The sequence below is a fragment of the Billgrantia antri genome, assembly GCF_017868935.1.
GTDB lineage: Bacteria > Pseudomonadota > Gammaproteobacteria > Pseudomonadales > Halomonadaceae > Halomonas > Halomonas antri.
The window spans coordinates 2,425,821-2,451,970 of sequence record NZ_CP053383.1 but is presented as its reverse complement, the minus strand read 5'-3'; the positions used below and the strand labels follow the sequence as shown (position 1 = coordinate 2,451,970).

23 protein-coding genes are annotated in these 26,150 nt (G+C 64.1%); 14 read left to right on the top strand and 9 right to left on the bottom strand.

All coding sequences use genetic code 11. The annotated features are described in order from the left end of the window. The first annotated feature begins 10 nt into the window (after positions 1–10). The gene (locus HNO53_RS11375) at positions 11–682 is read left to right on the top strand and encodes an energy-coupling factor ABC transporter permease (protein ID WP_209472235.1); all 672 of its coding nucleotides are present in this window, start codon (positions 11–13) and stop codon (positions 680–682) included. Positions 683–686: 4 nt separating this feature from the next. Here the strand turns inward: HNO53_RS11375 and dinB are convergent, their stop codons facing one another. Next, positions 687–1,736, bottom strand: a complete 1,050-nt coding sequence (dinB, locus tag HNO53_RS11370) for a DNA polymerase IV (RefSeq protein ID WP_209472234.1) — start codon at positions 1,734–1,736, stop codon at positions 687–689. Positions 1,737–1,752: 16 nt separating this feature from the next. Next, on the bottom strand, positions 1,753–2,400 hold the full coding sequence (gene lexA / locus HNO53_RS11365) for a transcriptional repressor LexA (protein WP_209472233.1): 648 nt from the start codon (positions 2,398–2,400) through the stop codon (positions 1,753–1,755). A gap of 202 nt (positions 2,401–2,602) precedes the next feature. On the opposite strand from lexA, the gene HNO53_RS11360 reads away from it, so the two are divergent. From HNO53_RS11360 to hglS, 6 genes are all read left to right on the top strand, one after another. Further along, complete coding sequence (locus HNO53_RS11360) at positions 2,603–3,268, top strand: TetR/AcrR family transcriptional regulator (RefSeq protein WP_209472232.1); 666 nt, start codon at positions 2,603–2,605, stop codon at positions 3,266–3,268. Between the two features lies 1 nt (position 3,269). After that, entirely contained in the window at positions 3,270–3,788 is a 519-nt protein-coding gene (locus HNO53_RS11355) for a L,D-transpeptidase (protein ID WP_209472231.1), read from the top strand. Positions 3,789–3,901: 113 nt separating this feature from the next. Then, entirely contained in the window at positions 3,902–4,915 is a 1,014-nt protein-coding gene (gene nagZ / locus HNO53_RS11350; RefSeq protein WP_209472230.1) for a beta-N-acetylhexosaminidase, read from the top strand. Between the two features lie 51 nt (positions 4,916–4,966). Next, positions 4,967–5,545 (top strand): hypoxanthine-guanine phosphoribosyltransferase, encoded by a 579-nt coding sequence (locus HNO53_RS11345; RefSeq protein ID WP_209472229.1) that lies wholly within the window; start codon positions 4,967–4,969, stop codon positions 5,543–5,545. 204 nt (positions 5,546–5,749) lie between these two features. Continuing rightward, the gene (locus tag HNO53_RS11340; RefSeq protein WP_209472228.1) at positions 5,750–7,021 is read left to right on the top strand and encodes a 2-aminoadipate transaminase; all 1,272 of its coding nucleotides are present in this window, start codon (positions 5,750–5,752) and stop codon (positions 7,019–7,021) included. Between the two features lies 1 nt (position 7,022). After that, entirely contained in the window at positions 7,023–8,447 is a 1,425-nt protein-coding gene (hglS, locus tag HNO53_RS11335) for a 2-oxoadipate dioxygenase/decarboxylase HglS (RefSeq protein ID WP_209472227.1), read from the top strand. Between the two features lie 126 nt (positions 8,448–8,573). Here the strand turns inward: hglS and HNO53_RS11330 are convergent, their stop codons facing one another. Both HNO53_RS11330 and aptA read right to left on the bottom strand, forming a co-directional pair. After that, positions 8,574–10,064, bottom strand: a complete 1,491-nt coding sequence (locus HNO53_RS11330) for a CoA-acylating methylmalonate-semialdehyde dehydrogenase (protein WP_209472226.1) — start codon at positions 10,062–10,064, stop codon at positions 8,574–8,576. 11 nt (positions 10,065–10,075) lie between these two features. Continuing rightward, complete coding sequence (gene aptA, locus HNO53_RS11325) at positions 10,076–11,416, bottom strand: omega-aminotransferase AptA (RefSeq protein WP_209472225.1); 1,341 nt, start codon at positions 11,414–11,416, stop codon at positions 10,076–10,078. Positions 11,417–11,585: 169 nt separating this feature from the next. Between aptA and HNO53_RS11320 the strand changes: the two genes are divergently transcribed. Further along, positions 11,586–12,506, top strand: a complete 921-nt coding sequence (locus HNO53_RS11320) for a LysR family transcriptional regulator (protein ID WP_209472224.1) — start codon at positions 11,586–11,588, stop codon at positions 12,504–12,506. Positions 12,507–12,612: 106 nt separating this feature from the next. On the opposite strand, the gene nhaC is transcribed toward HNO53_RS11320, so the two are convergent. Next, positions 12,613–14,136, bottom strand: a complete 1,524-nt coding sequence (gene nhaC, locus HNO53_RS11315; protein WP_209472223.1) for a Na+/H+ antiporter NhaC — start codon at positions 14,134–14,136, stop codon at positions 12,613–12,615. Between the two features lie 280 nt (positions 14,137–14,416). On the opposite strand from nhaC, the gene HNO53_RS11310 reads away from it, so the two are divergent. Beyond that, on the top strand, positions 14,417–14,905 hold the full coding sequence (locus tag HNO53_RS11310) for an Lrp/AsnC family transcriptional regulator (protein WP_209472222.1): 489 nt from the start codon (positions 14,417–14,419) through the stop codon (positions 14,903–14,905). A 5-nt stretch (positions 14,906–14,910) separates the two neighbouring features. Here the strand turns inward: HNO53_RS11310 and amaA are convergent, their stop codons facing one another. Both amaA and amaB read right to left on the bottom strand, forming a co-directional pair. Continuing rightward, on the bottom strand, positions 14,911–16,191 hold the full coding sequence (gene amaA, locus HNO53_RS11305; protein ID WP_209472221.1) for an L-pipecolate oxidase: 1,281 nt from the start codon (positions 16,189–16,191) through the stop codon (positions 14,911–14,913). 74 nt (positions 16,192–16,265) lie between these two features. Further along, positions 16,266–17,759 (bottom strand): L-piperidine-6-carboxylate dehydrogenase, encoded by a 1,494-nt coding sequence (gene amaB, locus HNO53_RS11300; protein ID WP_209472220.1) that lies wholly within the window; start codon positions 17,757–17,759, stop codon positions 16,266–16,268. A gap of 120 nt (positions 17,760–17,879) precedes the next feature. Here amaB and gcvA point away from each other — a divergent pair, with 120 nt between their 5' ends. After that, positions 17,880–18,767, top strand: coding sequence for a transcriptional regulator GcvA (gene gcvA / locus HNO53_RS11295; protein ID WP_209472219.1), 888 nt, complete (start codon positions 17,880–17,882; stop codon positions 18,765–18,767). Positions 18,768–18,836: 69 nt separating this feature from the next. Here the strand turns inward: gcvA and HNO53_RS11290 are convergent, their stop codons facing one another. Together HNO53_RS11290 and HNO53_RS11285 are read right to left on the bottom strand one after the other, a co-directional pair. Then, a complete protein-coding gene (locus HNO53_RS11290; protein ID WP_209472218.1) occupies positions 18,837–20,540 on the bottom strand; it encodes an AMP-binding protein in 1,704 nt (567 codons plus the stop codon). A 116-nt stretch (positions 20,541–20,656) separates the two neighbouring features. Continuing rightward, a complete protein-coding gene (locus HNO53_RS11285) occupies positions 20,657–21,100 on the bottom strand; it encodes a MerR family transcriptional regulator (RefSeq protein WP_209472217.1) in 444 nt (147 codons plus the stop codon). A gap of 224 nt (positions 21,101–21,324) precedes the next feature. Between HNO53_RS11285 and HNO53_RS11280 the strand changes: the two genes are divergently transcribed. The 4 genes from HNO53_RS11280 (at position 21,325) to HNO53_RS11265 (ending at position 26,108) form a co-directional block, all read left to right on the top strand. After that, positions 21,325–22,491 carry an acyl-CoA dehydrogenase family protein gene (locus HNO53_RS11280; protein ID WP_209472216.1) on the top strand — a complete coding sequence of 389 codons (1,167 nt, stop codon included), beginning with the start codon at positions 21,325–21,327 and terminating at the stop codon, positions 22,489–22,491. A 35-nt stretch (positions 22,492–22,526) separates the two neighbouring features. Then, entirely contained in the window at positions 22,527–23,681 is a 1,155-nt protein-coding gene (locus tag HNO53_RS11275; RefSeq protein WP_209472215.1) for an enoyl-CoA hydratase/isomerase family protein, read from the top strand. A 46-nt stretch (positions 23,682–23,727) separates the two neighbouring features. Continuing rightward, positions 23,728–24,624 (top strand): 3-hydroxyisobutyrate dehydrogenase, encoded by an 897-nt coding sequence (gene mmsB / locus HNO53_RS11270; RefSeq protein ID WP_209472214.1) that lies wholly within the window; start codon positions 23,728–23,730, stop codon positions 24,622–24,624. A gap of 71 nt (positions 24,625–24,695) precedes the next feature. Then, positions 24,696–26,108 (top strand): MATE family efflux transporter, encoded by a 1,413-nt coding sequence (locus HNO53_RS11265; RefSeq protein ID WP_242597403.1) that lies wholly within the window; start codon positions 24,696–24,698, stop codon positions 26,106–26,108. Positions 26,109–26,150: the final 42 nt, after the last annotated feature.

Genomic DNA, 26,150 nt, shown 5'->3' with positions numbered 1-26,150 from the left:
TAGGGAGGCAATGACATTTTCCGAGCCGATTCTTGCCCCATGGCTGCTGTTCGCCTGTGGGCTTGCCTCGTCGCTGGGGCTGGTCCTGGCGCTGCGTCAGCGTCCGTGGCAGGTCCTGCTGGCAAACCAAGGCCTGCAACATCGCTGGCTGGCGGCTAGCGTGGCGGTCGTACTGCTGTGGCAGCTCAGGGCTCAATCGGTCGATTGGCTGGCGCTTCAACTGATGCTGACGGCGCTGCTGACGCTGGTCTTCAAGGCGCCACTGGCACTGACGACCAATCTGTTGGCCAATCTCTCGCTGGTCGCGTTGGGCAAGGCTGGCTTGCCACTGCTCGGCGTCAACGTGCTGATCACCGGATTGGTGCCTGTGCTGGTCATGGTGGCGATATGGCGTATCGTGGATCGCTACCTGCCGGACAACCTGATGGTCTTTCTCTTCCTGTGCGGTTTCTTCGGCGCCGCGTTGGCGACGCTGGGGACTGGGTTCGCCGGTTTGGGATTGGTCATGCTCGGAGCCAGCGACCCAGATGCCATCCATCTGGCAAAGGAGTACGCCCTGTTCCTGCCACTACTGATGCCTTCGGAGGCCTTTCTCACCGGAATGCTGCTCAGCGTGCTGATGGTCTATCACCCCGACTGGGTCGCTACCTTCAACGACCACCGCTATATCGATACCAAATGAAGCTTCAGAACGGCAGGCTGAGCTGACGCCGCGCATCGTCCGTCACCAGCCTGACTCCTACGCCGAGCAGCCGTACCGGGCGCGCGCGGCGTGCCCAGGCCTGTTCCATCAGGGCAGCGAAGTTCTCCAGATTAGGCAAGCCGCCTCGTGAGTCGAGGGTGGTGAGGGAAAAGTCGTCGAAGCGTACCTTGACGAAAATGCCGGCCACGGGCGGATGTCCGTGCCGGGCGAGCCGGGCGTCGAGACGCTCGCACAGGGGTGCCAGCTCGGCATGGCATAGCGAGAGGTCGGGCAGGTCGCTGGCGAAGGTGATCTCCGCGCTCACCGACTTGCGTTCGCGCTCGATGCGCACCGGCCTGTCGTCGATTCCCCTGGCCAGTTCGAACAGGCGCCGCCCGAACTTGCCGAATTCCTGCAGCAATCGGTCGAGCGGTATCCGCTGCAGATCGCTGCAGGTCTCGATGTCGAGGGCCTGCAATCGCTTGGCCGTGGCCGGGCCTACGCCGTGCAGCTTGTTGACCGGAAGCTGGCACACGAAGTCGTCCACCTGGGACGGAGAAATGACGGTAAGGCCGTCGGGTTTATCCCAGTCGCTGGCGATCTTGGCCAGAAATTTCGACGGAGCGGCACCCACTGACACCGTGATGCCGACGCGCTTCAGGCACTCCTCCTTCAGCCAGCGTGCCATCCAGGTGGCACTGCCCGAGAAGCGCGTAACGTCGGTGACGTCGAGAAAGGCTTCGTCCAGCGATAGCGGTTCCACCAGCGGGGTGAGTTCGTGAAAGATCGCCGATATCTGGCGTGACGCTTCGCGGTAGCGATCGAAGTCCCCGCGCAGCAGGGTCAGGTGGGGGCATAGGCGCAGCGCGCGCGCCGTGGGCATGGCGGAGTGAATGCCGTAGGCGCGGGCAGGGTAGTTGCAGGTGGCGATGACCCCGCGCCCCTCCGCACTGCCACCGATGGCTAGCGGCACATCGCGCAGCGTCGGGTTGTCACGCATCTCCACCGCGGCATAGAAGCAGTCGCAATCGGCATGCAGAATCTTGCGGCTCATGGAGATTCGCCAGCTCTCACCCCAAAGCTTGGCCGTTGCCGCCGCGTATCACTCCCACACCAATCCCCTCGATGTCGAGCTCCTGTCGGCGCAGGTCCACCTCGATCGGGGCGAAGTCGGCGTTCTCGGCTTCCAGCACCACACGATGCCCCTGGCGATGGAAGCGCTTGACCGTCACTTCGTCCTCCAGGCGTGCCACCACGATCTGGCCGTCGCGCACACGGTCGGTGCGATGCACGGCCAGCAGATCCCCCTCGAGAATGCCGATGTCTTTCATCGACAGGCCGCGTACCTTGAGCAGGTAGTCGGCGCGCGGAGTAAAGAAGTCGGGTGGCAGGGGGCAGTAGCGGTCAATGTGTTCGGCGGCAAGGACAGGGCTGCCGGCGGCCACTTCACCGATGATGGGCAGGCCTTCGGCGCTAGGTTCGCTGACGAGGCTGTCGGCTTCCTGCGCGGGCAGGCGAATGCCGCGGGAGGTGCCGCGTATCACGCGGATCACGCCTTTGCGCTCCAGGGCGCGCAGGTGCTCTTCGGCGGCGTTGGGCGAGCGAAAGCCCAGTGCACGGGCGATCTCGGCGCGAGTGGGCGGGTAGCCGAATTCGTTCATGGTCTTGACGATAAAGTCATAAACGTTCTGCTGGCGCGATGTGAGAGGGCGGGTCATGGCGAACTCCAGAGGCGTGACTGCCGTATTGGTCAAGTATACAGCATGGAAGCCCATACAGTAAAAGGGGGGGTGGTGAGCGTCTCGCCTCGTATCGCAAAAGCGTTTAAAACGCTTTCGTTCATCGATACATTGAGGCAAAAGATGTAATGGCGTAGACTTTTGTAATGTTTAAAACAGTTGTTTTCAGTGGGAACTGATCATGGCCCAGACCGATACCGTCACGCGCATCCTCGATACCGCCGAGGTGCTGTTCGCCGAGCGCGGCTTCGCCGAGACCTCGCTACGTACCATCACCAGCAAGGCTCGCGTCAACCTCGCTGCGGTCAACTACCACTTCGGCTCGAAGAAGGCGCTGATCCAGGCGGTCTTCTCGCGCTATCTCGACCCTTTCACGGTACGCTTTCATCACGCTCTCGATGAACTCGAGGCGCAGCACGCCGGCGCTGTCATCCCATTGGAGCAACTGCTCGAGACCATGGCCCGAACGGTGCTCGAGGTGCCCGCGGAGAAGCACAGTCTCAAGGTCTTCATGAAGCTGCTGGGACTCGCCTACAGTCAGGCCCAGGGCCACCTGAGGCGGCATATCCAGGAGGAGTACGGTAGCGTGTTCACCCGCTTCACGGATCTGGTGCGCCGCGCCACGCCTGAGTTGCCCGATGCCGAGCGCTTCTGGCGCCTGCACTTCGTGCTGGGGACGGTGATCTTCACCCTCTCCGGTCTCGACGCACTGCGCGACATCGCCGAGAAGGATTATCATGAGCACGTTTCGGTGCGTGACCTGATTCGGCGCCTGCGCCCCGTGGTGGTAGCGGCCATGAATGCGCCTCTGCCGCCGCCCGCCGCCCAGCCGGCCAAGGCGAGCTGATATGCGTACTCCGCAACTGGAGGCCCTGCCACCCAGGGAGGGGCTGTGGTTCGAGGTGGACATCGGTCGTCAATGCCTCGTCCAGTGGCAGGGTGAGCAGCGCCAGGCGGAGTGGCCGGTATCGACGGCCGCGGCGGGGGTGGGCCAGCGTGAGGGCAGTGGTTGCACGCCGCGCGGCTGGCACTACGTGCGGGCAGCGATCGGTCAAGGACAGCCGCCGGGCGCGGTGTTTCGTGGCCGACGTCCCACCGGTGAAGTGTACAGCGCGGCGCTGGCCGAGGCGCATCCTGGGCGAGACTGGATCCTGACCCGTATCCTTTGGCTGTGCGGGCTCGAGCGGGGAGTCAATCGCGGCGGCGACGTCGACTCCCAGAGGCGCTATATCTATCTACATGGCACTCCGCCCGATCAGCCGATGGGGGAGCCCCGCTCGCATGGCTGCATTCGCATGCGTGACGAGGCGCTGCTGCAGCTCTTCGCACTGGCCCAACCGGGCACTCCCTTCTGGCTGCACGAGTGACGAGGCGGTGAAGGCACGCCAGGACGGGCATTGCTCGGTGTGCCCTGGATGGCTGTTGCCATCGGCGCCTTTAGTCTAGAATCAGCTCCCTTTCATGCCCAAGGACTCCGATCATGACCCAGACCCTCGGCCCGGTGATGCTCGATCTGGAAGGCACCGCATTACGTAAGGAAGAGCGCGAATTGCTCAAGCGTCCCGAGGTGGGCGGCGTCATCCTGTTCGGCCGCAACGTCGAGCATGCGCGACAGGTGCGGAAGCTTTGCCATGACATACGGCGTGTGCGCCCTGAGCTGCTGCTGGCTATCGACCAGGAGGGCGGCCGTGTCCAGCGCCTCCGGCAAGGGGTGACGCGCCTGCCGGCCATGGGGCGTATTGGCCGGGACTACGAAGTGTCGCCGGAAGTGACCCTTCGGCTCTGTCTCGATGCCGGCTGGCTGTTGGGCATGGAGATGGCCGCCTGCGGGCTCGATCTCAGCTTTGCTCCGGTGCTCGATATCGACACTGGCGTCTCCAGCGTGATCGGCGATCGCAGCTTCTCCTCCGACCCGCAGGCGGTGGCGGCCATGGCCGGTGCGTTCATCAGCGGGCTGCACGAAGCCGGTATGGCCGCAGTGGGCAAGCACTTCCCCGGCCACGGCAGCGTGGCGGCAGACTCCCATCTGGAGCTGCCGGTCGACGATCGCCCCCTCGCGGCGTTGCGCCAGCACGACCTGATACCGTTTACGGAACTGGCTTCCCGGCTCGATGGCGTGATGCCGGCTCACGTCATCTACTCCGCCTTCGATTCGCGTCCCGCAGGGTTTTCGGCAAGTTGGTTGGGCCTGCTGCGCGAATCGCTCGGCTTCAAGGGCACCATCTTCTCCGATGATCTCGGCATGGCAGGCGCCGGCTTTGCCGGTACCCCAGGCGAGCGAGCCCTGGCCGCGTTAAAAGCCGGCTGCGACATGGTATTGGTGTGCAACGACCGCGCGGCCGCGCTCGAGGCGCTGGACGCCTGCCAGGGTCGGACCACGCGTCTGACGGCGCGCTTGCGTTACGGCCGGGCACGCCCCGACATCGAGGCGCTCGAAGCCCTGGGGCGCTGGCGTCGGGTGCATGCGCGTCTCGAGGCCATGGCGTCGCTCTGATCTGTCATATCGTTTTTCATATTCGTTTACCTGCGTTGATACGAGCCACTCATGCCCAAACTCGAAGCCGATTTTCACGAATCCCTGGCCACCATGCGCGATGTCATGGAGAACGCCGACTGCCTGATCAGCCATGAGGAGGTCGAGCGCGCGCTGGATCGCATGGCCGAGCAGATCACCGCCGATCTGGGCGACAAGCTGCCGGTCTTCTACTGCGTTATGAATGGCGGGTTGATCACCACCGGCCATCTGTTGACTCGCCTGGGCTTCCCGCTTGAGGTCGATTACCTCCATGCAACGCGCTATCGCGGTGGGTTGCGCGGTGGGGAGCTGTTCTGGCGGGTTTCGCCCGAAATCCCCATGGCCGATCGCCATGTAGTAATCGTCGATGACATTCTCGATGAGGGCGCGACGCTTGCCGCCATCCTCGATTACTGCCGCGAAGCCGGTGCGGCAAGCATTTCCACCGCCGTGCTGGTAGACAAGCGACACGATCGCAAGGCGGTGCCGGACCTCAAGGCCGATTATTGCAGCCTCGAAGTGGTCGACCGCTACGTGTTCGGCTTCGGCATGGATTACAAGGGCTACTGGCGCAATGCGCCGGGGATATTCGCTCCTAAAGGTCTCTAGCTCGCGAATACTTCATTCGCGATAGATTTCGGAATGACAACGCAAGCCATGCATTCAGATAGCTGAAAGTTTGGTGAAAAAACTATAAGACGCCTTATGTCATGACTTTATGGAATGCATAGGCGTCTTTTTTTCGTTTGAGCATGCCCTTGGCCATCTGCTCTCATTGAGCCACTGATCTCTCATGCTTGCGGGACATTGTTCATGGATTTACCTCACGTCAGCCACGGCCTGGGTATCGTGCATCCCATCTGTATAGAGCGGGGGCGTAATGCCGAGGTGTGGGACGAGCGTGGCACGCACTACATCGACTTCATCGGCGGTATCGGCGTCCTCAACCTGGGGCATTCGCATCCTCAAGTCGTCGAGGCCGTGAAGTCTCAGGCCGATACGCTGATGCATTCGGCGTTCAATGCCGTACCGCACCGCGGCTATCTGGAAGTCGTCGAGGCGCTGGATGCCTTCGTGCCCGTCTCCTACCCGCTCTCCTGCATGCTCACCAACAGCGGTGCCGAAGCCACCGAGAACGCCTTGAAGGTGGCGCGTGCGGCGACCGGGCGCCAGGCGGTCATCGCCTTCGACGACGGCTTCCATGGGCGCACGCTGGCGGCGTTGAATCTCAACGGCAAGGTGAAGCCCTACAAGAACCGCTTGGGCGCCTTGCCGGGCCCGGTGCACCACGTGCCTTTCCCCAGCGGCGACAGCGGTGTCGATGCCGACCAGGCCATGGCCGCTCTGGAGCGACTCTTCGAGGTCGAGACGCCTGCCGATGAAGTGGCGTGCATCATCGTCGAACCGGTCCAGGGCGAGGGTGGTTTCCGCGTACTGTGTGCCGACTTCGCCAAGCGGCTGCGCGCCCTGTGCGACAGACACGGCATCGTGTTGATCTTCGACGAGATCCAGTCGGGGTTCGGACGTACCGGGACCCGCTTCGCCTTCTCACGGCTGGGCGTCGAGCCCGATCTGCTGCTGATGGGCAAGAGCATGGCGGCGGGGCTGCCATTGGCGGCGGTGGCGGGTAGGGCGGAATTCATGGGCACCGTGCCCAAGGGCGGGCTGGGCGGTACCTACTCGGGCAACGCCCTGGCCTGCGCTGCGGCGCGTACGGTGATGGCTCTGATGAGCGAAGAGGCTCTGGCGAGCTGGGGAGCGCGCCAGGAGGCGCTGATCGTCGAGGCCCATCGACGCTGGCAGACCAGTGGGCGCTTCCCGATGCTGGGCAATCTCACTGGCGTGGGGGCCATGCGCGGGATCGTCTTCGAGGATACCGACCGGGCCAGCGGTGCCGAGCACCTGGCTGCGCTGCTGACGGCGGCGCGCGAGGCCGGCGTGCTACTGATGCCCAGCGGCCGGCGGCGCAACGTGCTGCGCTTGCTGGCGCCACTGACCGCCGAGCCCGACACCTTGCAAGAAGGACTCGGGCGCATCGAGCGCGCTTTGGATTCGCTCTTTCAACCCAATACCGAGGAGGCCTGAATTGCCTGCCAACTATCTTCCTTGCGATGAAATCCGTGACCGTTTTTCCCGGGCCATGTCGGCGATGTACCAGGTTGAAGTGCCGCAATACGGGGCGCTGCTCGATCTGGTCGAGTGCGTTAACCGGCAAGTTCTGGAGGCCGATCCCACCCTGGCCGAGCGCCTTGCCGCCCATGGCGAACTGGAACGCCTGGGTGCCGAGCGTCATGGCGCCATTCGTGTGGGCACGGCCCAGGAGCTGTCCATGCTGCGTCGCCTGTTCGCCGTCATGGGCATGCATCCGGTGGGCTACTACGACCTCTCCGAAGCCGGCGTGCCGGTACACTCCACGGCCTTCCGCCCGGTGGATGACGCGGCGCTGGCGCGCAACCCTTTCCGCATCTTCACCTCGCTGCTGCGCCTCGAGCTGATCGAGAGCCCGGCGCTGCGGGAGCGGGCGGCAGCCATCCTTGCCGGCCGTGATATCTTCACCCCGGCCTGTCGCCAGCTGATCGAACTCCATGAAGCGCAGGGCGGGCTCGATGAAGAGCAGGCTGAGCGCTTCATCGGCGAGGCCCTGGAGACGTTCCGCTGGCACCGCGATGCTACGGTAGATCTGGACACCTACCAGGCGCTGCATGCCGAGCATCGGCTGATCGCCGATGTGGTCTGCTTCCGCGGCCCGCATATCAATCACCTCACGCCGCGCACGCTCGATATCGACGAAGTGCAACGGCGCATGCCCGATGCCGGCATGCAGCCCAAGGCGGTAATCGAGGGGCCGCCCCGTCGCGCGTGTCCCATCCTGCTGCGTCAGACCAGCTTCAAGGCGCTGGAGGAGGGTATCCGCTTTGCCGGTGAGCGGCAGGGGACCCACACCGCCCGCTTCGGTGAAATCGAGCAGCGTGGCATGGCGCTGACCCCCAGGGGGCGTGAGCGTTACGACAGCCTGCTTGGCGAAGCACGGCGCCGCGCCGCCGGCCTCGACAACGAGGCGCATCAGCGCGTGCTCGATGAGGTCTTCGCCGACTTCCCCGATGACGAAGCCACTTTGCGGCGTGAAGGCCTGGCCTTCTTCCAGTATCGCCTTACCGACGCCGGCACGGCGGCGGTTCGTGTGAAGAGTGACTCCAGCACGGCGGCGGCTCGTGTGAAGAGTGACGCCAGCACGGCGGCAGGCCGAGTAGAGGGTGCTGGCCTGGAGACGCTGATCGCCCAGGGCTTGGTGGAAGCGTTGCCACTCACCTACGAAGATTTTCTGCCGGTCAGTGCGGCAGGAATCTTCCAATCGAATCTGGGTGGCGGGCAGAACGGGGCCTATGCCGGCAACGCCAATCGCGAGGCCTTCGAGCAGGCCTTGGGGGCTCCGGTCAGCGATGAGCTGGCGCTCTATGCCGAGCGTGAGCGGGTTTCCCGCGAGGCGGTGCTTCAAGCCCTGGGGCGCTGAGTAGCGCCTGTCACCCGGGCGCTCAACTCTTGAGAATAGCGAAAATCAAAAGCCGAACCAGGAGACCTGGTTCGGCTTTGCCATGCTGGCGCCTAACGCCTAACGCCTAACGCCTAACGCCTGGCGTCAGGAGGGGAAGGAGAACTGCGCGCCCTCGCGAACCCCGGCTGACGGCCAGCGCTGGGTGACGGTCTTGCGCTTGGTGTAGAAGCGCACGGCATCCGGTCCGTAGGCGGCGAGATCACCGAACAGCGAGCGCTTCCAGCCGCCAAAGCTGTGGTAGGAGACCGGTACCGGCAACGGCACGTTGATGCCGACCATGCCCACCTGGATATTGTCGCTGAAGTAACGCGCCGCTTCGCCGTCACGGGTGTAGATGCAGGTTCCGTTGCCGTACTCGTGGTCGTCGATCAGCTGCATGGCTTCCCGCATCGAGCCGGCGCGAACCACGAGCAGCACGGGACCGAAGATCTCCTCCTGGTAGCAGGTCATCTCGGGGGTCACCCGATCGATCAGGGTGCCACCGACATAGAAGCCGTTTTCAAAGCCCTGCACCTGCACGCCACGGCCGTCCACCACGATCTCGGCACCCTGGGCCTCGGCGCTGTCGATGTAGCCGCAGACCTTCTCCTGGTGAGCCTTGGTGATTACCGGACCGAAGTCGTTCCCGGCGTCGGCGAAGTGGCCAACCTTGAGAGCCTTCATTCGCTCCTGCATCTTGGCGACCAGGGCGTCGGCGGCGGCATCACCCACGGCGACCGCCACCGATAGCGCCATACAGCGCTCGCCGGAGGAGCCGAAGGCGGCCCCGGTTAGCGAATCGACCACGTTGTCCATGTCGGCATCGGGCATCACGATGGCGTGGTTCTTGGCACCCCCGAGGGCCTGGCAGCGCTTGCCGTTGGCGCTGGCGCGGCCGTAGATGTATTCGGCGATCGGCGTGGAGCCGACGAAGCTGACGGCCTGCACTCGCGGGTCGTCGAGCAGGGTGTCGACGGCCTCCTTGTCGCCATTGACGACGTTCAGCACGCCGGCCGGCAGGCCCGCCTCCAGTGCCAGCTCGGCGATGAACAGTGTCGAGCTCGGGTCGCGCTCGGAGGGCTTGAGCACGAAGGTGTTGCCGCAAGCGATAGCCATCGGGTACATCCACAGCGGAACCATGGCCGGGAAGTTGAACGGTGTAATACCGGCGACCACACCGAGCGGCTGGAACTCGCTCCAGGAGTCGATGCCCGGGCCGACGTTCTTGCTGTGCTCGCCCTTGAGCAGCTCCGGCACGCCGCAGGCGTACTCCACGTTCTCGATGCCGCGCTGCAATTCCCCCTTGGCATCGTGGACGATCTTGCCGTGTTCCTGGCCGATCAGCCGGCAGATCTCGTCGGCGTGCTCTTCGAGCAACTGCTTGAAGCGGAACATGACCCGGGCGCGCTTGGCCGGCGGCGTGTTGCGCCAGGCCGGGAAGGCGGCCTGGGCGGTGGCGATGGCCTCCTCGACGGTGGCCTTGCTGGCCAGGCTGACCTGGCCACCGACCTCGCCGGTGGAGGGATTGAAGATATCCTGGGTGCGCCCTTCGTCGTTGACGCGTGTACCGTTGATCAGGTGACCGAGCGTGGTCATTGCGTTACCTCTCAATTCAATTCGCCGATGGCCTCACCCAGCACATTCACCAGGCGGTCGATCTCGTCGCGCTCGACGATGAAGGGCAGGCCGAGCTGAATGGTGTCGCCGCCGTAGCGCACGTAGAAGCCCTTGTCCCAGCACTTCATGGCGATCTCGAAGGGGCGCCGTGCCGGCTCGCCGGGGTAGGGCTCGATCTGCAGGGCCCCGGCGAGCCCGTAGTTGCGGATGTCGCTGATATGGCGGGTGCCCTTGAGCCCATGCAGGGCCTCCTCGAAGACTGGACTCATCTCACGCACGCGATCGATCAGGCGGTCGTTCTCGAGTACGTCCAGGGCTGCGAGGGCGGCGGCGCAGGCCACCGGATGGCCGGAGTAGGTGTAGCCGTGGGGCAGCTCGAGCATGTAGTCGGGCCCGCCCTGTTCCATGAAGGTCTGGTAGATCTTGCCCTGCACGATTACCGCACCCATGGGCACCGCGCCGTTGGTCAGCTGCTTGGCCACATTCATGATGTCCGGCACCACGCCGAACTCCTCGGCGCCTGTCATGGCACCCATGCGGCCGAAGCCGGTAATGACCTCGTCGAAGATCAGCAGGATATCGTGCTGATCGCAGATCTCGCGCAGTCGCTTGAGGTAGCCCTTGGGCGGCGGGATGACGCCAGCGGACCCGGCCAGCGGCTCGACGATCACCGCGGCGATGTTCGAGGCATCGTGCAGGGCGATCAGCTCCAGCAATTCCTCGGCCTTCTCGGCGCCGCGCTCGGGCATGCCGCGGTTGAAGGCGTTCTCGGCAAGCAGGGTATGGGGCAGGTGGTCAGCATCGACGCCCTGGCCGAACAGGGCGCGATTGGCGCCGATGCCGCCCAGGCTGATACCGCCGAAGTTGACCCCGTGATAGCCCTTGGCGCGACCGATCAGCTTGGTCTTGGTCGGCTTGCCTTTCTTGCGCCAGTAGGCGCGGGCGATCTTCAACGAGGTATCGGCGCTCTCCGAGCCGGAACCGGTGAAGAAGACGTAATCGAGCCCCTTCGGTGTCAGGCCGCGAATGCGATGGGCCAATTCGAACGCCTTGGGGTGGCCGAATTGGAAGGCTGGGGAGTAGTCCAGCTCACCGATCTGGCGGCTGACCGCCTCGGCGATTTCCGGACGACAGTGACCCGCCCCGCAAGTCCACAGCCCGGAGAGGCCGTCGAAGACTTGCCGGCCCTGGGCATCGGTCAGGTAGCTGCCCTTGGCACCGACGATGATGCGTGGATCGTGCTTGAACTGGCGGTTGCCGGTGTAAGGCATCCAGTAGGCGTCCAATTGCTCCTGGCTCAGGCCAGCGTGCAGGGTCTCTTGAGCTGTCATGGCAGCACCCTCTGTTGGCGTTGCTGTTGTTGATGATATGAAAGCAGGCTAGTTCGGCTAGAAGCTAAGTTAAATGCAAGTTTTTTTAAGCTTACGCAAGCCACTGCTTAACTTTCTTTCCCCGCAGCGATACCCTCGAAACCGAACGTCCTGAGAAAAGGAAATGTACATGTCACGCCGCAAGCAGGCCCTCTCGGCCCAGCCCAGCGATGCCGACCTGCGCCTGCTGAAGATCTACCGCAAGGTGGTGGAATGCGGTGGCTTTTCCGCTGCCGAGGTGGAGCTGAACATCAGCCGTGCCGCCATCAGCATGGCGATGAACGATCTCGAGACACGTCTCGGCTTGCGGCTGTGCCAGCGTGGGCGTAGTGGCTTCTCCCTGACCGATGAAGGCGCGGAAGTCTACCAGGCGACGTTGCAACTGCTGGCTGCGGTGGAGGGGTTTCGCACCCGGGTCAATGGGCTGCATGCCTGGCTCAAGGGTGAACTCAACATCGGCATCACCGACAACCTGGTGACCATGCCCCAGATGCACATCACCAATGCCCTCAGCGCGCTCAAGGAGCGCGGTCCGGAAGTGCGCATCAACATCCGCATGATTCCACCCAGTGATATCGAACTGGCAGTGCTGGACGGCCGCCTGCATACCGGGGTAATCCCTGCGCTGAAGTGCTTGCCAGGGCTCGATTACCTCTCGTTGTATGCGGAGACGTCGCAGCTTTACTGTGCCTCCGGCCATGCCCTGTTTGACAGCGAGGGAGTGACCGAGCGTGAACTAGCGAGCTGTGATGCCGTGGTACCCGCCTATGCCCAGACGCCCGAGGTCAAGGCGCTGCACGAGCCGCTCAGGGCCTCAGCCTCGGCCACCGACCGGGAAGGAATCGCCTTTCTCATTCTCTCCAACCGCTATATCGGTTACCTGCCGACCCACTATGCCGAACGCTGGGTAGGGAGTGGCCGGATGCGGGCCCTGGATCCCGGGCGTTGGCACTATCTCACCCACTACAGTGCCATCACCCGCAAGGGGGCTCCGCCCAACCTGGTGCTGGAAACCTATCTTGAGGAGCTCCGCGGCATGATAGGTGAATAAGAGCGACAGAGTACCGGGTGCAATGGCAGTGACTGACTAACGCAAAACCCAGCAGGCTTGGCCTGCTGGGTTGGTGGCATGGCCCGGCCGATGCCGGGGCGCTGACTCAGCTGGTTCGTGTTGCTGGGGTAGCGCTTATGGAGGCTTCACCTGCGGCGCCCAAGTCGGTCGCGATGGCCTCTCCCTGTTCCTGCCAGAGCTGCCGCTCTTCGTCGGTTGCACGAGGTGAGAACAGGCCGAGCTGAGCATAGACAAGGCCGAAAACCGGCGACAGCCAACAGGCGAAGGCCAGCGGAATGTACAGCAGGTTCTCGACGTTGCCGTCGGCGATGCCGAGCGCCAGGGCGCTGATCACGAAGGCGCCACCGGCATTCCACGGAATCAGCGGCGAGATGAGCGTGCCGCCTTCCTCGATGGCGCGCGACAGGTTCAGGGTCGAATAGCCCATGCCACGATAGGTGGGGGCGTACATGCGGCCGGGCAGGGCGATGGAGAGGTAGGGGTCGCCGGCGACCAGGTTGGTGGAAACCGAGGTCAGCACGGCTGAGGTCTGCAGCCCTGCGAAGCTACGCACCTTGGTCATGATGGCGCGGATGATTGCCTCCAGGCAGCCCGTCTTTTCCAGCGCTCCACCGAAGCCCAGCGCGATGAGCACCAGCGAGATGGTCCACATCATCGACTGGATGCCGCCGCGATTGAGCAGGCTGTCCATGGCCGCAACGCCGGTATCGATCGAGTAACCGCTGTTGGCATAGGTCAGCACGTCATGCACGCCCGCCTCCTGAACGAGCATGGCGGTGACTGCACCGGCCAGGGCGCCGGCGAACAGCGAGGGGATGGGCGGCATGCGCTTGACTGCGAGCACGATGACCAGCACCGCCGGCAGCAACAGCCAGGCCGAGATGGTGAAGTTCGCCTGCAGTGCGGAGGTAATGGCGTCGATCCGCTCGAAGGAGGCAGAGTTGTCGTCGATCAGGGCGAAGCCGGCACCGAGATAGATGGCGAAGGCGATCAGCATGGCGGGGACAGTCGTCGGCATCATGTTCTTGATGTGCGAGAAGATGTCGGTGCCGGTGACCGCCGGGGCGAGGTTCGTGGTATCCGACAGCGGCGAGACCTTGTCGCCGAAGAACGCGCCCGAGACCACCGCGCCGGCGGTCCAGTACATCGGAATGTCGAAGCCGGCGCCGATGCCCATCAGGGCCAGGCCCACCGTGCCGACGGTGCCCCAGGAGGTACCCAGTGCCAGCGACACGATCGAGCACAGCAGCATGGCTGCGGCCAGGAAGATGGTCGGCGAGAGGATCGTCAGGCCGTAGTAGATCAGGGTGGGCACGGTGCCGCTGGCAATCCATACGCCAATGATCATGCCGACGCAGATCAGTACCGAGACGGAGGGCAGCGACACGTGAATGACGTGGAAGATCCCTTCTTCTATCTGCTTCCAGCGGAAGCCAAGCTTGACGCCTACCAGCGCCGTGATGGCCAGACCGATGGCCAAGGGGATATGCGGAGTGAAGTCGCCGAAGTAGAACAGCTGCACTGCCAGTACCAGCAGTGTCAGGACGACGGGAGTCAGCGCCAGCGCCAGACTTGGCTGCTGATGCTGGATGGGCGTTGAACTTTTCATATTAACTTTACCTTGGGACAAGTGTGCGTTTGTTCTTGGGTTGCTTATTACTTGATAAGCACTACGCAGCTTCCCAACCCTCGTCGCCATGGCAGGCGACCAAGGCCGATCACTGGGTTCTCCGGGTATCGTCGTGGGATCACCTCCTCGGGTCGTTGCCGCTTGTTGTCATTAGCATCGTCCCTCAAGCCTGATTGTTGGCCAATTTTGATAGGAATTGGCTCCAAATAACGCTAGATTGTTTTACCTTTGTCCTTAAAAATAAAAAATGGTAGGCAATATGGCTAACAAACTGGACCGCATAGACCGCCGTATCCTGAACCAGTTGCAGGAGAATGGGCGTCTTTCCATCGTGGAGCTTGCCAGCCGGGTCAATCTGACCAAGACGCCTTGCGCTCAGCGAGTGCGCCGGCTCGAGCAGGCCGGCATCATCCGCGGCTACCGTGCCGACCTCGACCCCGAGCAGTTGGGGGCGGGCCATGTGCTGGTGGTGCTGGTGACGATGGAAAAGACCAGCGAAGACGCCCTGGACCGTTTCAACGAGGCCGTGCGCCTCATTCCCGAAGTGCAGGGCTGCTACATGGTGGCGGGAAATTTCGACTACCTGCTCAAGGTGAGAACTCACGATATCTCCCATTACCGGGCCGTGCTGGTCCAGCAGATCGGCCGGTTGCCGAATGTCCACCAAACGCACTCCTTCGTGGTGATGGAACTGGTGAAAGACGAAGTAACGGTGCCGGTTCCCATCGATGCCTACTTCCAGCCGTAAGTTGCTCAACCCAGCACTCTCAGGCACTGCCCCGTGTGGTAGAGCGTGAAGCCGCTTTCATAGCCGGAGCTGCGTAGCGCTCTGGCGCGTATCGGCCGGGGTGTGCGAATCGGCAGGGGCAGGGCATCGTCCTCGCCGGTCATCAGGTATCGAGCGAAACCCTTGCCCACCACTGTGCCAGTGGTGATACCGCGCCCGTTGTAGCCGGAGACGCCAAGCACGCCAGGGGCAAGCTCGAAGAGGCGCAGCGTATGATCGGGCGTGAAGCCGATGCGTCCCGTCCAGCTGTATTCCCACTCGATGCTATTCAAGCGAGGGAAATAGTGACGCTGGATGCGGTTGGCCCAGCAGCGCAGGAAGGCGGCGGGCTTGCCTTCCCCCTTGCCGAGGCTGCCAAGGATCAGTCGGCCTTCGGCATCGCGGCGCAGGCTGCTCAGCACCATGCGGGTATCCCAGGCACCATGGCGCTCTGGCAGGACCTCATCGGCAGCCCCGCCGGACAGTGGTCGGGAGGCAACCTGGTAGAAGTGGCCGACGAAGAAATGGCGGCGGACCTCGTTCCACCGATCCTCGGTATAGGCGTTGGTGGCAAGCACCAGGCGCTGGGCCTGGATGCTGCCCTGAGCAGTGGTGACCAGCCAGTCGTCTCCCGCTCGGGTGACGCCGGTGGCGGCGCTGTGGGTATGCAGGCGTGCGCCGGCCGCCTGCGCGGCACGCGCCAGGCCACGGGTGTAGGCGCTGGGATTCAGTGTGCCGGCGCGGTGGTCGAGCAGGGCGCGGTGGATGCGCCTGGTGCCCACGAGTCGCTGGCACTCGTTTGCTGCGAGCAGTGCCACCGGGGCGCCGCGTCGTTGCAACTGCTCCGCTCGTCGTGCCAGTTCCTGCTCGCCCTTGCCATTGTGTGCCATGTGCAGGGTACCGGTGCGAGTTGCCTGGCATGCGATACCGTGCCGCTCGATCAATGAAAAGACGACTGCGGGGGCGCCGCCGAGGATGGTATTGGCGCGCTCGCCGATCTCCTCGCCAAGCACCGTCTGGATGTCGTCAGGTGGAATCCACAGTCCCGCATTGACGAGGCCGACATTGCGTCCCGAAGCGCCGCTGGGTACGTCGCCGGCTTCGATCAGGGTCACGCTCACGCCAGCCTCGGCCAGGTGCAGGGCGGTGCTGAGACCGGTAATCCCTCCACCGATCACCAGCACATCGGTGCTGTGATCGCCCTGCAGCATGGGCAGCTCCAGGGGCGGCTCCGGAGAGGTGTCGTGCCAGAGACAGCGTTCCTTCATTGTGCCTCCCGTACATCGGGTGATGGGGAAGGCCTCGGCGAGCCGCTGCGCCGAGGCCGAGGATACCTAGCCGGTCAGTCGAACTTGATGCCCTGGGCGAGCGGTAGCTCCCGGGAATAATTGACCGTGTTGGTCTGGCGGCGCATGTAGCTTTTCCATACGTCGGAGCCCGACTCGCGGCCGCCACCGGTCTCCTTCTCTCCACCGAAGGCGCCGCCGATCTCGGCGCCGCTGGGGCCGATGTTGACGTTGGCGATACCGCAATCGCTGCCCACCGCGGATACGAAGGTTTCCGCCTCGCGCACGTCGGTGGTGAAGATGCAGGAGGAAAGGCCCTGGGGCACGTCGTTGTTGAGTGCGATGGCCTCGTCGAGCGCTTCGTAGCCGATCACGTACAGGATCGGTGCGAAGGTTTCGTGCCGCACCAGGTCGCTCTGGCCTTCGACCTCGACGATGGCCGGCGCCACGTAGTAGCCCTCGGGATACTGCTTGGCGAGCTGGCGCTGACCGCCGTATACGTTGGCACCCTGCTCGCGGGCCTGGGTCAGCACCGCCTGCATGGTGGCGAAGGCATGGCGGTCGATCAGTGGGCCGATCAGGTTGCCTTCGAGCGGGTTGCCGATACTGATGCCGGCATAGGCCTGCTTGAGCCGGGCGACGACCTCTTCCTTGATGGAGTGATGCACGACCAGGCGGCGCAGCGTGGTGCAACGCTGGCCGGCGGTTCCCACCGCCGAGAAAAGGATGGCGCGCACGGCCATGTCCAGGTCGGCGCTGGGCGTCAGGATCATGGCGTTGTTGCCGCCCAGCTCGAGGATGCTGCGACCGAAGCGGGCGGCCACGCGCGGCCCCACTTCACGGCCCATGCGCGTGCTGCCGGTGGCGCTGATCAGGGGGACCCTGGCGTCGTCGGTCAGTTGCTCGCCTGCGGCACGCTCGCCGATGATCACCTGACTGAGGTATTGGGGTGCGTCATCGCCGAACTCGGCCATGGCGCGCTCGAGCAACGCCTGGCAGGCCAGGGCGGTGAGCGGTGTCTTCTCGGAGGGCTTCCACAGCAGGCTGTCGCCGCATACCAGGGCCAGTGCCGCATTCCAGGCCCAGGGGGCGACCGGAAAATTGAAGGCGGTGATCAACCCGATCGGGCCGAGCGGATGCCAGCTCTCACGCATATGGTGCCCGGGACGCTCGGAGGCGATGGTGAGACCATAGAGCTGGCGGGACTGACCCACGGCGAGATCGCAGATGTCGATCATCTCCTGCACTTCACCGAGCCCTTCCTGGAGGATCTTGCCGCACTCCCAGGTGACCAGTGCGCCCAGGTCCTCCTTGTGGCGGCGCAGCTGATCACCGAACAGGCGAACCAGTTCGCCGCGACGCGGAGCGGGCACCTGGCGCCACGCTTCGAAAGCGCGCTGGGCGTTGGCGATGGCCGTGTCGATCTCTTGGGCAGTGGCCGTTCGTACACGACCGATTTCGCTGCCGTCGATGGGAGTGGCGACCGCGATATCGCCGTCTCGATACTGTTCAGGCGCCACGCCGAGGCGCTGCATCAGGGAGTCGATCATTCTTTCTCCTATCGTTATCATCCGAGAATGTCGTGGCGCCAGTATCGCTAGCGCTGCCAAAAGGCAACAAGCGACGATTACGATACATATCATTCCTTAATTTCATGCTAGGCGGGCGAAATGAGTCGTCGACACCTTCCTTCCCTGGCCGGGTTGCAATGCTTCGAGGCGGCGGCCCGCCATCTGAGCTTCACCCGTGCGGCAGATGAGTTGAGCCTGACCCAGAGCGCCGTGAGCAAGCAGGTCGCACAGCTGGAGTCGATCCTGGAGCATCCGCTGTTCCGGCGTATTCGTCGGCGCCTGCATCTCACCCCCGAGGGGGCGATCTACTTGGGCGAGGCGCGCAAGATCCTCGCCCAGGTGGAGATGTCGACGCGCTACATGCAGTCATACGGCGGCGAGGCGGACGTGCTCAACGTGGCGACCCTGCCTACCTTTGGCGCGCGCTGGCTGATCCCTCGGCTCAACGGTTTCCGCTTTCGCCATCCCAACATCAACCTCAACATCAGCAACCGGGTCGAGCCGTTCGACATGCAGCAGGAACGGGTGGAGGTGGCGTTCTTCTTCGGCCACGGGGCCTGGCCCAAGGCCGAATGCATCAGGCTGCTCGAGGAGGAGATCGTGCCGGTCTGCTCGCCGCAGGCGCTGGAAGGCATGAGGGTGGAGGAACCGCTGGCACTGACGCGGCTCGTGCTGCTGCAGAGCGCCACCCGGCCGGAGGCTTGGCACGACTGGTTCGATGCCCAGGGCCAGTACACCGAGCACAGCTACCATGGGCCGCGTTTCGATACGTTCTACATGGCGCTGCGGGCGGCGCAAGCCGGCTGCGGCGTGGCGCTGGTGCCGCGTTTCCTGGCCCAGGAAGAGATCGACGAGGGCAAGCTGGTGGTTCCGTGGTCGTTCAGCCTGAAGAGCCGCGACGCCTATTACATGGCTTACCCGGAGCACATGGCGGATCTCTACAAGGTGCGCGCCTTCATCGATTGGATACGGGAACGCATCGTCTGAAGGCGAAACGCAAACGCCCCTGCCGAGGCAGGGGCGTGACGGCCGTCAAGGCATCGCCTTGTCAGCGGTTCAGGCCAGGCCGAGCTCGTGGGTGGCTTCCTCACGCATCTTGAACTTCTGGATCTTGCCGGTAACGGTCATCGGGAACTCGTCAACGAACTTCACGTAGCGCGGGATCTTGTAGTGGGCGATCTTGCCCTTGCAGAACTCCTTTAGCTCGTCGGCGGTAAGCTTCTGTCCATCGCCGAGCTTGACCCAGGCCATGACTTCCTCGCCGTACTTTTCGTCGGGCACGCCGATCACCTGCACGTCGGAGATGGCCGGATGGGTATAGAGGAAGTCCTCGATTTCACGCGGATAGATGTTTTCGCCGCCGCGAATGATCATGTCCTTGATCCGCCCGACGATGGCCACGTAGCCCTCTTCGTCCATGGTCGCCAGGTCGCCGGTGTGCATCCAGCCCGCGCTGTCGATCGACTTGGCCGTGGCCTCCTCGTTGTTCCAGTAGCCGAGCATCACGCTGTAGCCGCGGGTGCACAGTTCGCCGGTTTCGCCGCGCGGTACCACCGCACCGGTCTCGGGGCTGACCAGCTTGACCTCCAGGTGGGGATGGATGGTGCCCACCGTGGTCACCCGCTTCTCCAGCGGGGCATCGGTCTGGGTCTGGAAGCTCACCGGGCTGGTCTCGGTCATGCCGTAGCAGATGGTGACGTCTTCCATGTGCATCTTGTCGATGACCTTGCGCATTACCTCGATGGGGCAGATGGAGCCTGCCATGATGCCGGTGCGCAGGGAGGAGAGATCGTACTGGGCGAAGTCGGGGTGTTCCAGTTCGGCGATGAACATCGTCGGTACGCCGTAGAGCGCCGTGGCCTTTTCCTCGGAGACTGCCTTGAGCGTGGCTTCCGGATCGAAGCCGTCGCCGGGATAGATCATGGTGGCGCCGTGGGTCACGCACCCCAGGTTGCCCATCACCATGCCGAAGCAGTGGTAGAGCGGCACCGGAATGACCAGGCGATCCTTCTCCGAAAAGCCCATGGTGCGGGCAACGAAGAAACCGTTGTTGAGGATGTTGTGGTGGGAGAGGGTGGCGCCCTTGGGCGCACCGGTGGTGCCCGAGGTGTACTGGATGTTGATCGGTTCGTCGAACTGCAGCGTGGCCTGAATGTCGGCAAGGTGTTCATCCGAGACTTCATCGGCATGCGCCAGCATGCTCTGCCAGCTGAACATGCCGGTCAGGGTGCGGTCGGCATCGAGGCACACCACGCGCTTGAGCTCGGGAAGCTTGGCGCAGGAAAAAGTGGAGGGCGCGCCGTCACGCAGCTCCGGCGCCAGCTCCGCCAGGGTGGCCACGTAGTCGGAACTCTTGAACTGGCCCTGAAGGATCAGGGTGGAAGTGCCGGACTGCTTGAGCGCGTACTCGAGTTCGTGGGTGCGGTAGCTGGGGTTGATATTGACCAGGATGGCGCCGATCTTGGCCGTGGCGAACTGGGTGATGGTCCACTCGGCGCAGTTGGGTGACCAGATGCCGACTCGATCGCCTTTCTTCACGCCCAGCGCGAGCAGGGCTCGGGCGGCCTGATTCACCGACTGCTGAAGCTCCTGCCAGGTATAGCGCAGCCCTTGATGCAGGCTGAGCAGCGCTTCGCCGTCGGGAAAGCGCGCCACGGTCGCGTCGAAGCAGTCGCCGATGGTTTCGCCCTTGAGCGGTGTATCGCTGATGCCGCTGACGTAACTGTTCGATACGCGTTCATGAAGTGCTTGGCGTGTCATCGTATTACCCGTCTTGTTGTGCAGTTGGCTGCGGTAGTCGATTGCCGATGAGCGCCTCACTGGCGGCCCATCCGTTGAACGGCGTGGCGAGGACGTAACGTTGCGGTGACCCGGCCTTAGGGCTGGGCGAGGCGTTCGAGCACTTCGCGGGCGCGCATCTCCACGTCATCGAGTTCGCGCTGCATCAGGCGAATGTCCTCGAGCTGGCGCTCCATGTTGCTGCGCTTGTCGGCCAGGATTTCCAGCAGGCGCTTGAGCTGTCGCGCGTTGCCGTCGGGCATGGCGTCGTACATCTCGATGACCTCGCGAATCTCGGCCAGCGAAAAGCCCAGACGCTTGCCGCGCAGGGTCAGCTTGAGGCGAACCCGGTCCTTTTCGTGGTAGATGCGGGTCTGGCCACGGCGCTCCGGCGCCAGCAGCCCCTCCTGCTCATAGAAGCGGATCGTGCGCGGGGTCACTTCGAACATCCGGGCCAATTCGCCTATCGAATAGGTACGGCGATGCCGGGGAAGGCTGTTGCCGTTGGCCGGGGGGGCGACTTCCGCTTTGGGTATGCTCATTTCGTTCGTTTCCTATGAGTTGGACGGGCCGTCTGGCGATGTCCCTCCACTAATCGCAACACTAGACGACGTTGACGTTAACGTAAAGTGGTTGTCGACCAAGGGAGGTATGCGATAAAACCTAGCAAGTGCTAGGTTGGTTGGCGATGAGGTGCGGCCTCGTTGACCCAGCCAGCCGGTTTTTGCTGGACGAACGGACCGCCAAACTGCTTGAGGACAGCGCAATGGATTTCTCCCTTACCGACGATCAGAAGGCACTCGTCCAGGCCGCCGCGGATTTTTCGCGAGCGGAACTGGCCGATCACGCTGCCGAATGGGACGCCACTTCTCACTTTCCGGTCGATGTCATTCGCCGGGCGGGTGAGGCGGGCTTCCTCGGCATTTACATCCCCGAGGAGCGCGGCGGCCTGGGGCTGTCGCGGCTCGATGCCTCGCTGATCTTCGAGCAGCTCTCCCAGGGCTGCATCTCGACGACCGCCTATCTTACCATTCACAACATGGTGGCCTGGATGGTGGCCAGCTGGGGCAGCGAGGCGCTGCGCGAGAGCTGGGTCGAGCGCCTGATCAGCGGTGAGTGCCTGGGCTGCTACTGCCTGACCGAGCCGGGCTCCGGTTCGGATGCCGCCAGCCTGCGGACCAAGGCCGTGCGCGAGGGTGACGAGTATGTCATCACGGGTTCCAAGATGTTCATCTCCGGAGCCGGGGCCAATGACGTGCTGGTGGTCATGGCACGCACCGGTGCGCCCGACAGCGGCGCCGGCGGCGTGTCGGCGATCCTGGTGCCGGCGGATGCCGTGGGCATCGAGTACGGCAAGAACGAAGAGAAGATGGGCTGGAAGAGCCAGCCCACCCGGCTGATCAGCTTCGACGGCGTACGCGTGCCGGTGGGCAACCGGCTCGGCGAGGAGGGCGAAGGCTTCAAGCTGGCGATGAAGGGGCTTGACGGCGGCCGGCTGAATATCGCCAGCTGTTCGTTGGGCGCCGCTCAGCATGCGCTGACCTTGTCGCGCAACTACCTGCAGGAACGCAAGCAGTTCGGCCGAGAACTGGCGCAATTCCAGGCGCTGCAGTTCAAGCTGGCCGACATGGCGACCGAACTGGCGGCGGCCCGGCTGATGGTTCGCCACGCCGCCTGGCGCCTCGACCAGGGCGACCCGGAAGCCACGGCCTATTGCGCCATGGCCAAGCGTTTCGCTACCGACATGGGCTTCAACGTCTGCAACGAGGCGCTGCAGCTGCATGGCGGTTATGGTTACCTTAGGGAGTTCCCTCTGGAGCGCATGGTGCGCGATACCCGCGTTCACCAGATCCTCGAGGGGACCAACGAGATCATGCGTGTGATCGTGGCCCGCCGTCTGCTGGCGGACGGCGTGATCGAAGCGCTGCAATGAGCATTGGCTGCAACGAGCATAAGGAGAAAGCAGGCATGACGGATCTAGCGGTCATCTTCGATGAGCTGCCGACCCGCGACGGCGGACGCATCGGTGTCGCCACACTCAACGCGCCCAAGTCGCTCAATGCCCTGTCGCTGGAGATGGCGCGGCAGCTCGATGCCAAGCTCGAGGCCTGGGCGGTGGATCGCAGCATCGTGGCGGTATGGCTGGAGGGGGCCGGAGAAAAGGCGTTCTGTGCCGGTGGTGACGTGGTGGCGCTGTACCGCTCGATGACCGAGGAAGGCGACGATCCTGGCGCCGGGCGCGACAGCCTCTTTGCCGAGAGCTACTTCACCACGGAATATCGTCTCGATTACCGCATCCACACCTATCCCAAGCCGATCCTGGTGTGGGGCGACGGCATCGTCATGGGCGGCGGCCTGGGTCTGATGGCGGGTGCCTCGCGGCGATTGGTGACCGAAACCACACTGATCGCCATGCCCGAGATCACCATCGGGCTCTATCCGGACATCGGCGCCAGCTGGTTCCTCAATCGCATGCCGCCGGGCGTTGGCGCCTATCTGGGCATTACCGGGGGCCAGCTCAATGCGCGCGATGCGCTCGATCTGGGGCTGGCCGACCACTTCGTGCCGCGCGAGCGACGTGAGGCTTTGCTGGAAGCGCTGGGCGAGACCGATTACGGCACCCGCAGTCCCCGTGACCTGCGGGCCGGAGTGCAGCGGGTCCTGGACGAGCTCGAGGCGCGCGACCGGGCACCAGCGCCGCAGGTTGCGCCGTTGATCGATCATATTCAGGCGCTGGTGGGCCAGGTCGATGCCGTCGCCGCGGTCGAACGTATCCTCGAGGACGCACGTGACGACACCTGGCTTGCCGCTAACCGCAAGCGGCTGGCGGCCGGCAGTCCGCTGAGCGCCCATCTGGTCTGGCGCATGCTCGAGCGACACCGCCACACCTGCCTGGCCGATGCCTTCCGAGAAGAGTTGAACCTCTCGGTGCAGTGCTGTCGCCTGGGCGATATCGCCGAGGGCGTGAGGGCCCTGCTGATCGACAAGGACAAGAGCCCCAAGTGGCAGCACGAAAGCGCTGCCCGCGTTCCTGAAGCGGACCTCAAGGCCCTGCTGGCGCCGCTGTGGAGCGAGGAGGAACACCCTCTGCGCGACCTCGGCCGCGCCAAGCAAGGCCACTGACCCAGTCACTCATTCTCTCGCATAACGACAATCAGGAGCAGCACGCATGAAAATCGCCTTTATCGGCCTCGGCAACATGGGTGCGCCGATGGCCCTCAATCTGGTCAAGGCCGGCCATGAGGTCAGCGTATACGACCTGGTCGATACCGCCATGCGGCGCCTTGAAGAAGCCGGCGCCCGGGCCGCTGCCAGCGCCCAGGACGCGACCAACGGGGCGGAGGTGGTCATCTCGATGCTGCCGGCCGGGCAGCACGTTCGCCGCCTCTATATGGGGCAGCCGGACGCCTCGGGACTGTTCGATGCGCTCGAGGGCAAGCCGTTGATCATCGACGCCTCCACCATCTCGCCGCAGGATGCGCGCACCGTGGGCGAAGCCGCCGCCGAGCGCGGGCTGTCCTACCTCGACGCTCCGGTCTCCGGTGGGGTCGGCGGCGCCCAGGCCGGTACCTTGACCTTCATCGTCGGCGGCAGTCAGGCCGGTTTCGAGCAGGCCAGGCCGGTACTGGAAGCGATGGGCAAGAACATCTTCCATGCCGGTGAGGTCGGGGCCGGCCAGGTCGCCAAGATCTGCAACAACATGCTGCTCGGCATTCTCATGAGCGGCACCGCCGAAGCCTTGGCCCTGGGGGTCAAGAACGGTCTCGATCCGGCGGTGCTCTCCGAGATCATGAAGCAGAGCAGCGGCGGCAACTGGGCGCTCAACGTCTATAATCCCTGGCCCGGGGTGATGGAAGGGTCCGCTGCCTCGCGCGACTATCAGGGTGGCTTCCTCACCGACCTGATGGCCAAGGACCTGGGGCTGGCCTGGGAACTGGCGCTGGGCTGCAAGGCCACGGTGCCGATGGGCTCACAGGCGCGCAACCTGTTTGCCCTGCATGCGGCGCAGGGCAACGGCGGCCTCGACTTTTCCAGTATTCAGAAGCTCTATAGGGCTGGCGAATAGCCACATAGCCTTTTGGCGCTTTCCCTCGCAGCGGGCACAATCTTGTGCCCGCTTCTGCTTTTCGAGGCTTCATGAAATCCACCGTTTCCCCTTCTGGCGCAGGCGAGCGCCGCCCCATGCGACGGGAGCTGCTCGAAGGCCCCATCGCTCTGACCCTGCTGCGCAAGTGTCTGCCGGTGGTCGGCGGCATGATCGCCATGATGAGCTTCAACCTGGTCGATACCTGGTTCATCGCTCGGCTTGGGCCGCAGCCGCTGGCAGCGGTGTCGTTCACTTTTCCGGTGGTGTTCACGGTGATCAGCCTGGCCATCGGGATGGGTATCGGCACCTCGGCGGTGGTGGCCCGCCTGCTGGGGCGGGGCGATCATGCCACGGTACGGCGCAGGGCCACTGATGCCGCGCTGCTGGCGCTGGCGGTCGGCGTGCTGCTGAGCGTGCTGGGCCTGGCCACCCTCGAGCCGCTGTTCCGCCTGCTCGGGGCCGACGCCGCACTGCTGCCGCATATTCGTGACTACATGGGTACCTGGTACCTGGGCGCGGCGGCGGTGATCGTGCCACGAGTGCTCAACAGCGTGCTGAGGGCCCAGGGCAACACCCTGATCCCCGGACTGATGATGGCGCTGGCCGCGCTTCTCAACGGGCTGCTCGACTGGCTGCTGATCTTCGGCGTGGGGCCGCTGCCGGCACTCGGGGTGCAGGGGGCGGCCTTGGCCACGCTGCTGAGCTGGAGCGCCATGACTGCGGCGTTGTTCGGCCAGCGCGAGCTGCGCGAGTGTCTCGACCTGCGTCATCTCACTCCGGGCGGGCTGCTGGCGTCGTGGCGGGAGCTGGGTCGCATTGCCGTGCCGGCAGCGATAACCAGCGTGTTCACGCCGTTGGCCCTGGCACTGGTGACGCGCATCGTCGCCGGCCATGGCCACCATGCGGTGGCGGGCTACGGCGTGGGCACGCGCATCGAGGCCATTGCCCAGATCGGCGTACTGGCGCTCTCGATGACGCTGCCGCCCCTGGTCAGTCAGAACGTCGGGGCCGGGCAACACGAGCGCGTGCGACGGGCTATCTTTGGTTGCTTCGTCTTCGTGCTGGCGTGGCAGTTAGGTGTCTGGCTGCTATTGCAGCTATTGGCGCCCTGGCTCGTGGCCAGCTACACCCCGGGCGGCGAGATGAGCGAGGTACTGCGCAGCTTTCTTTGGTGGGTGCCGCTGGGGCTGGGGGCGCAGGGCGTAGTGATCCTGGCGGTGTCGTCGTTCAACGCCTTGCATGAGCCGGCCCGGGCCATGCGCCTCTCGGTGATCCGGCTGTTCCTGCTCACGGTGCCGCTGGCGTGGCTGGGTGGCGTAGTGGGCGGTATCGAGGGAATTTTCATTGGACTCTTGCTGGCCAATGTGGCGGTGGGCCTGGTGGCCTGGGGTGCGCTGCGTCGACGTCTCGCCGGCATGGAGATGGCAGCGCATGACGCCGGCCCCATGCGGCCAAAAGTGTAAGGAATGGAGGCAAGAAAGGGTTGGCTTTACGGCTTGTTTGCT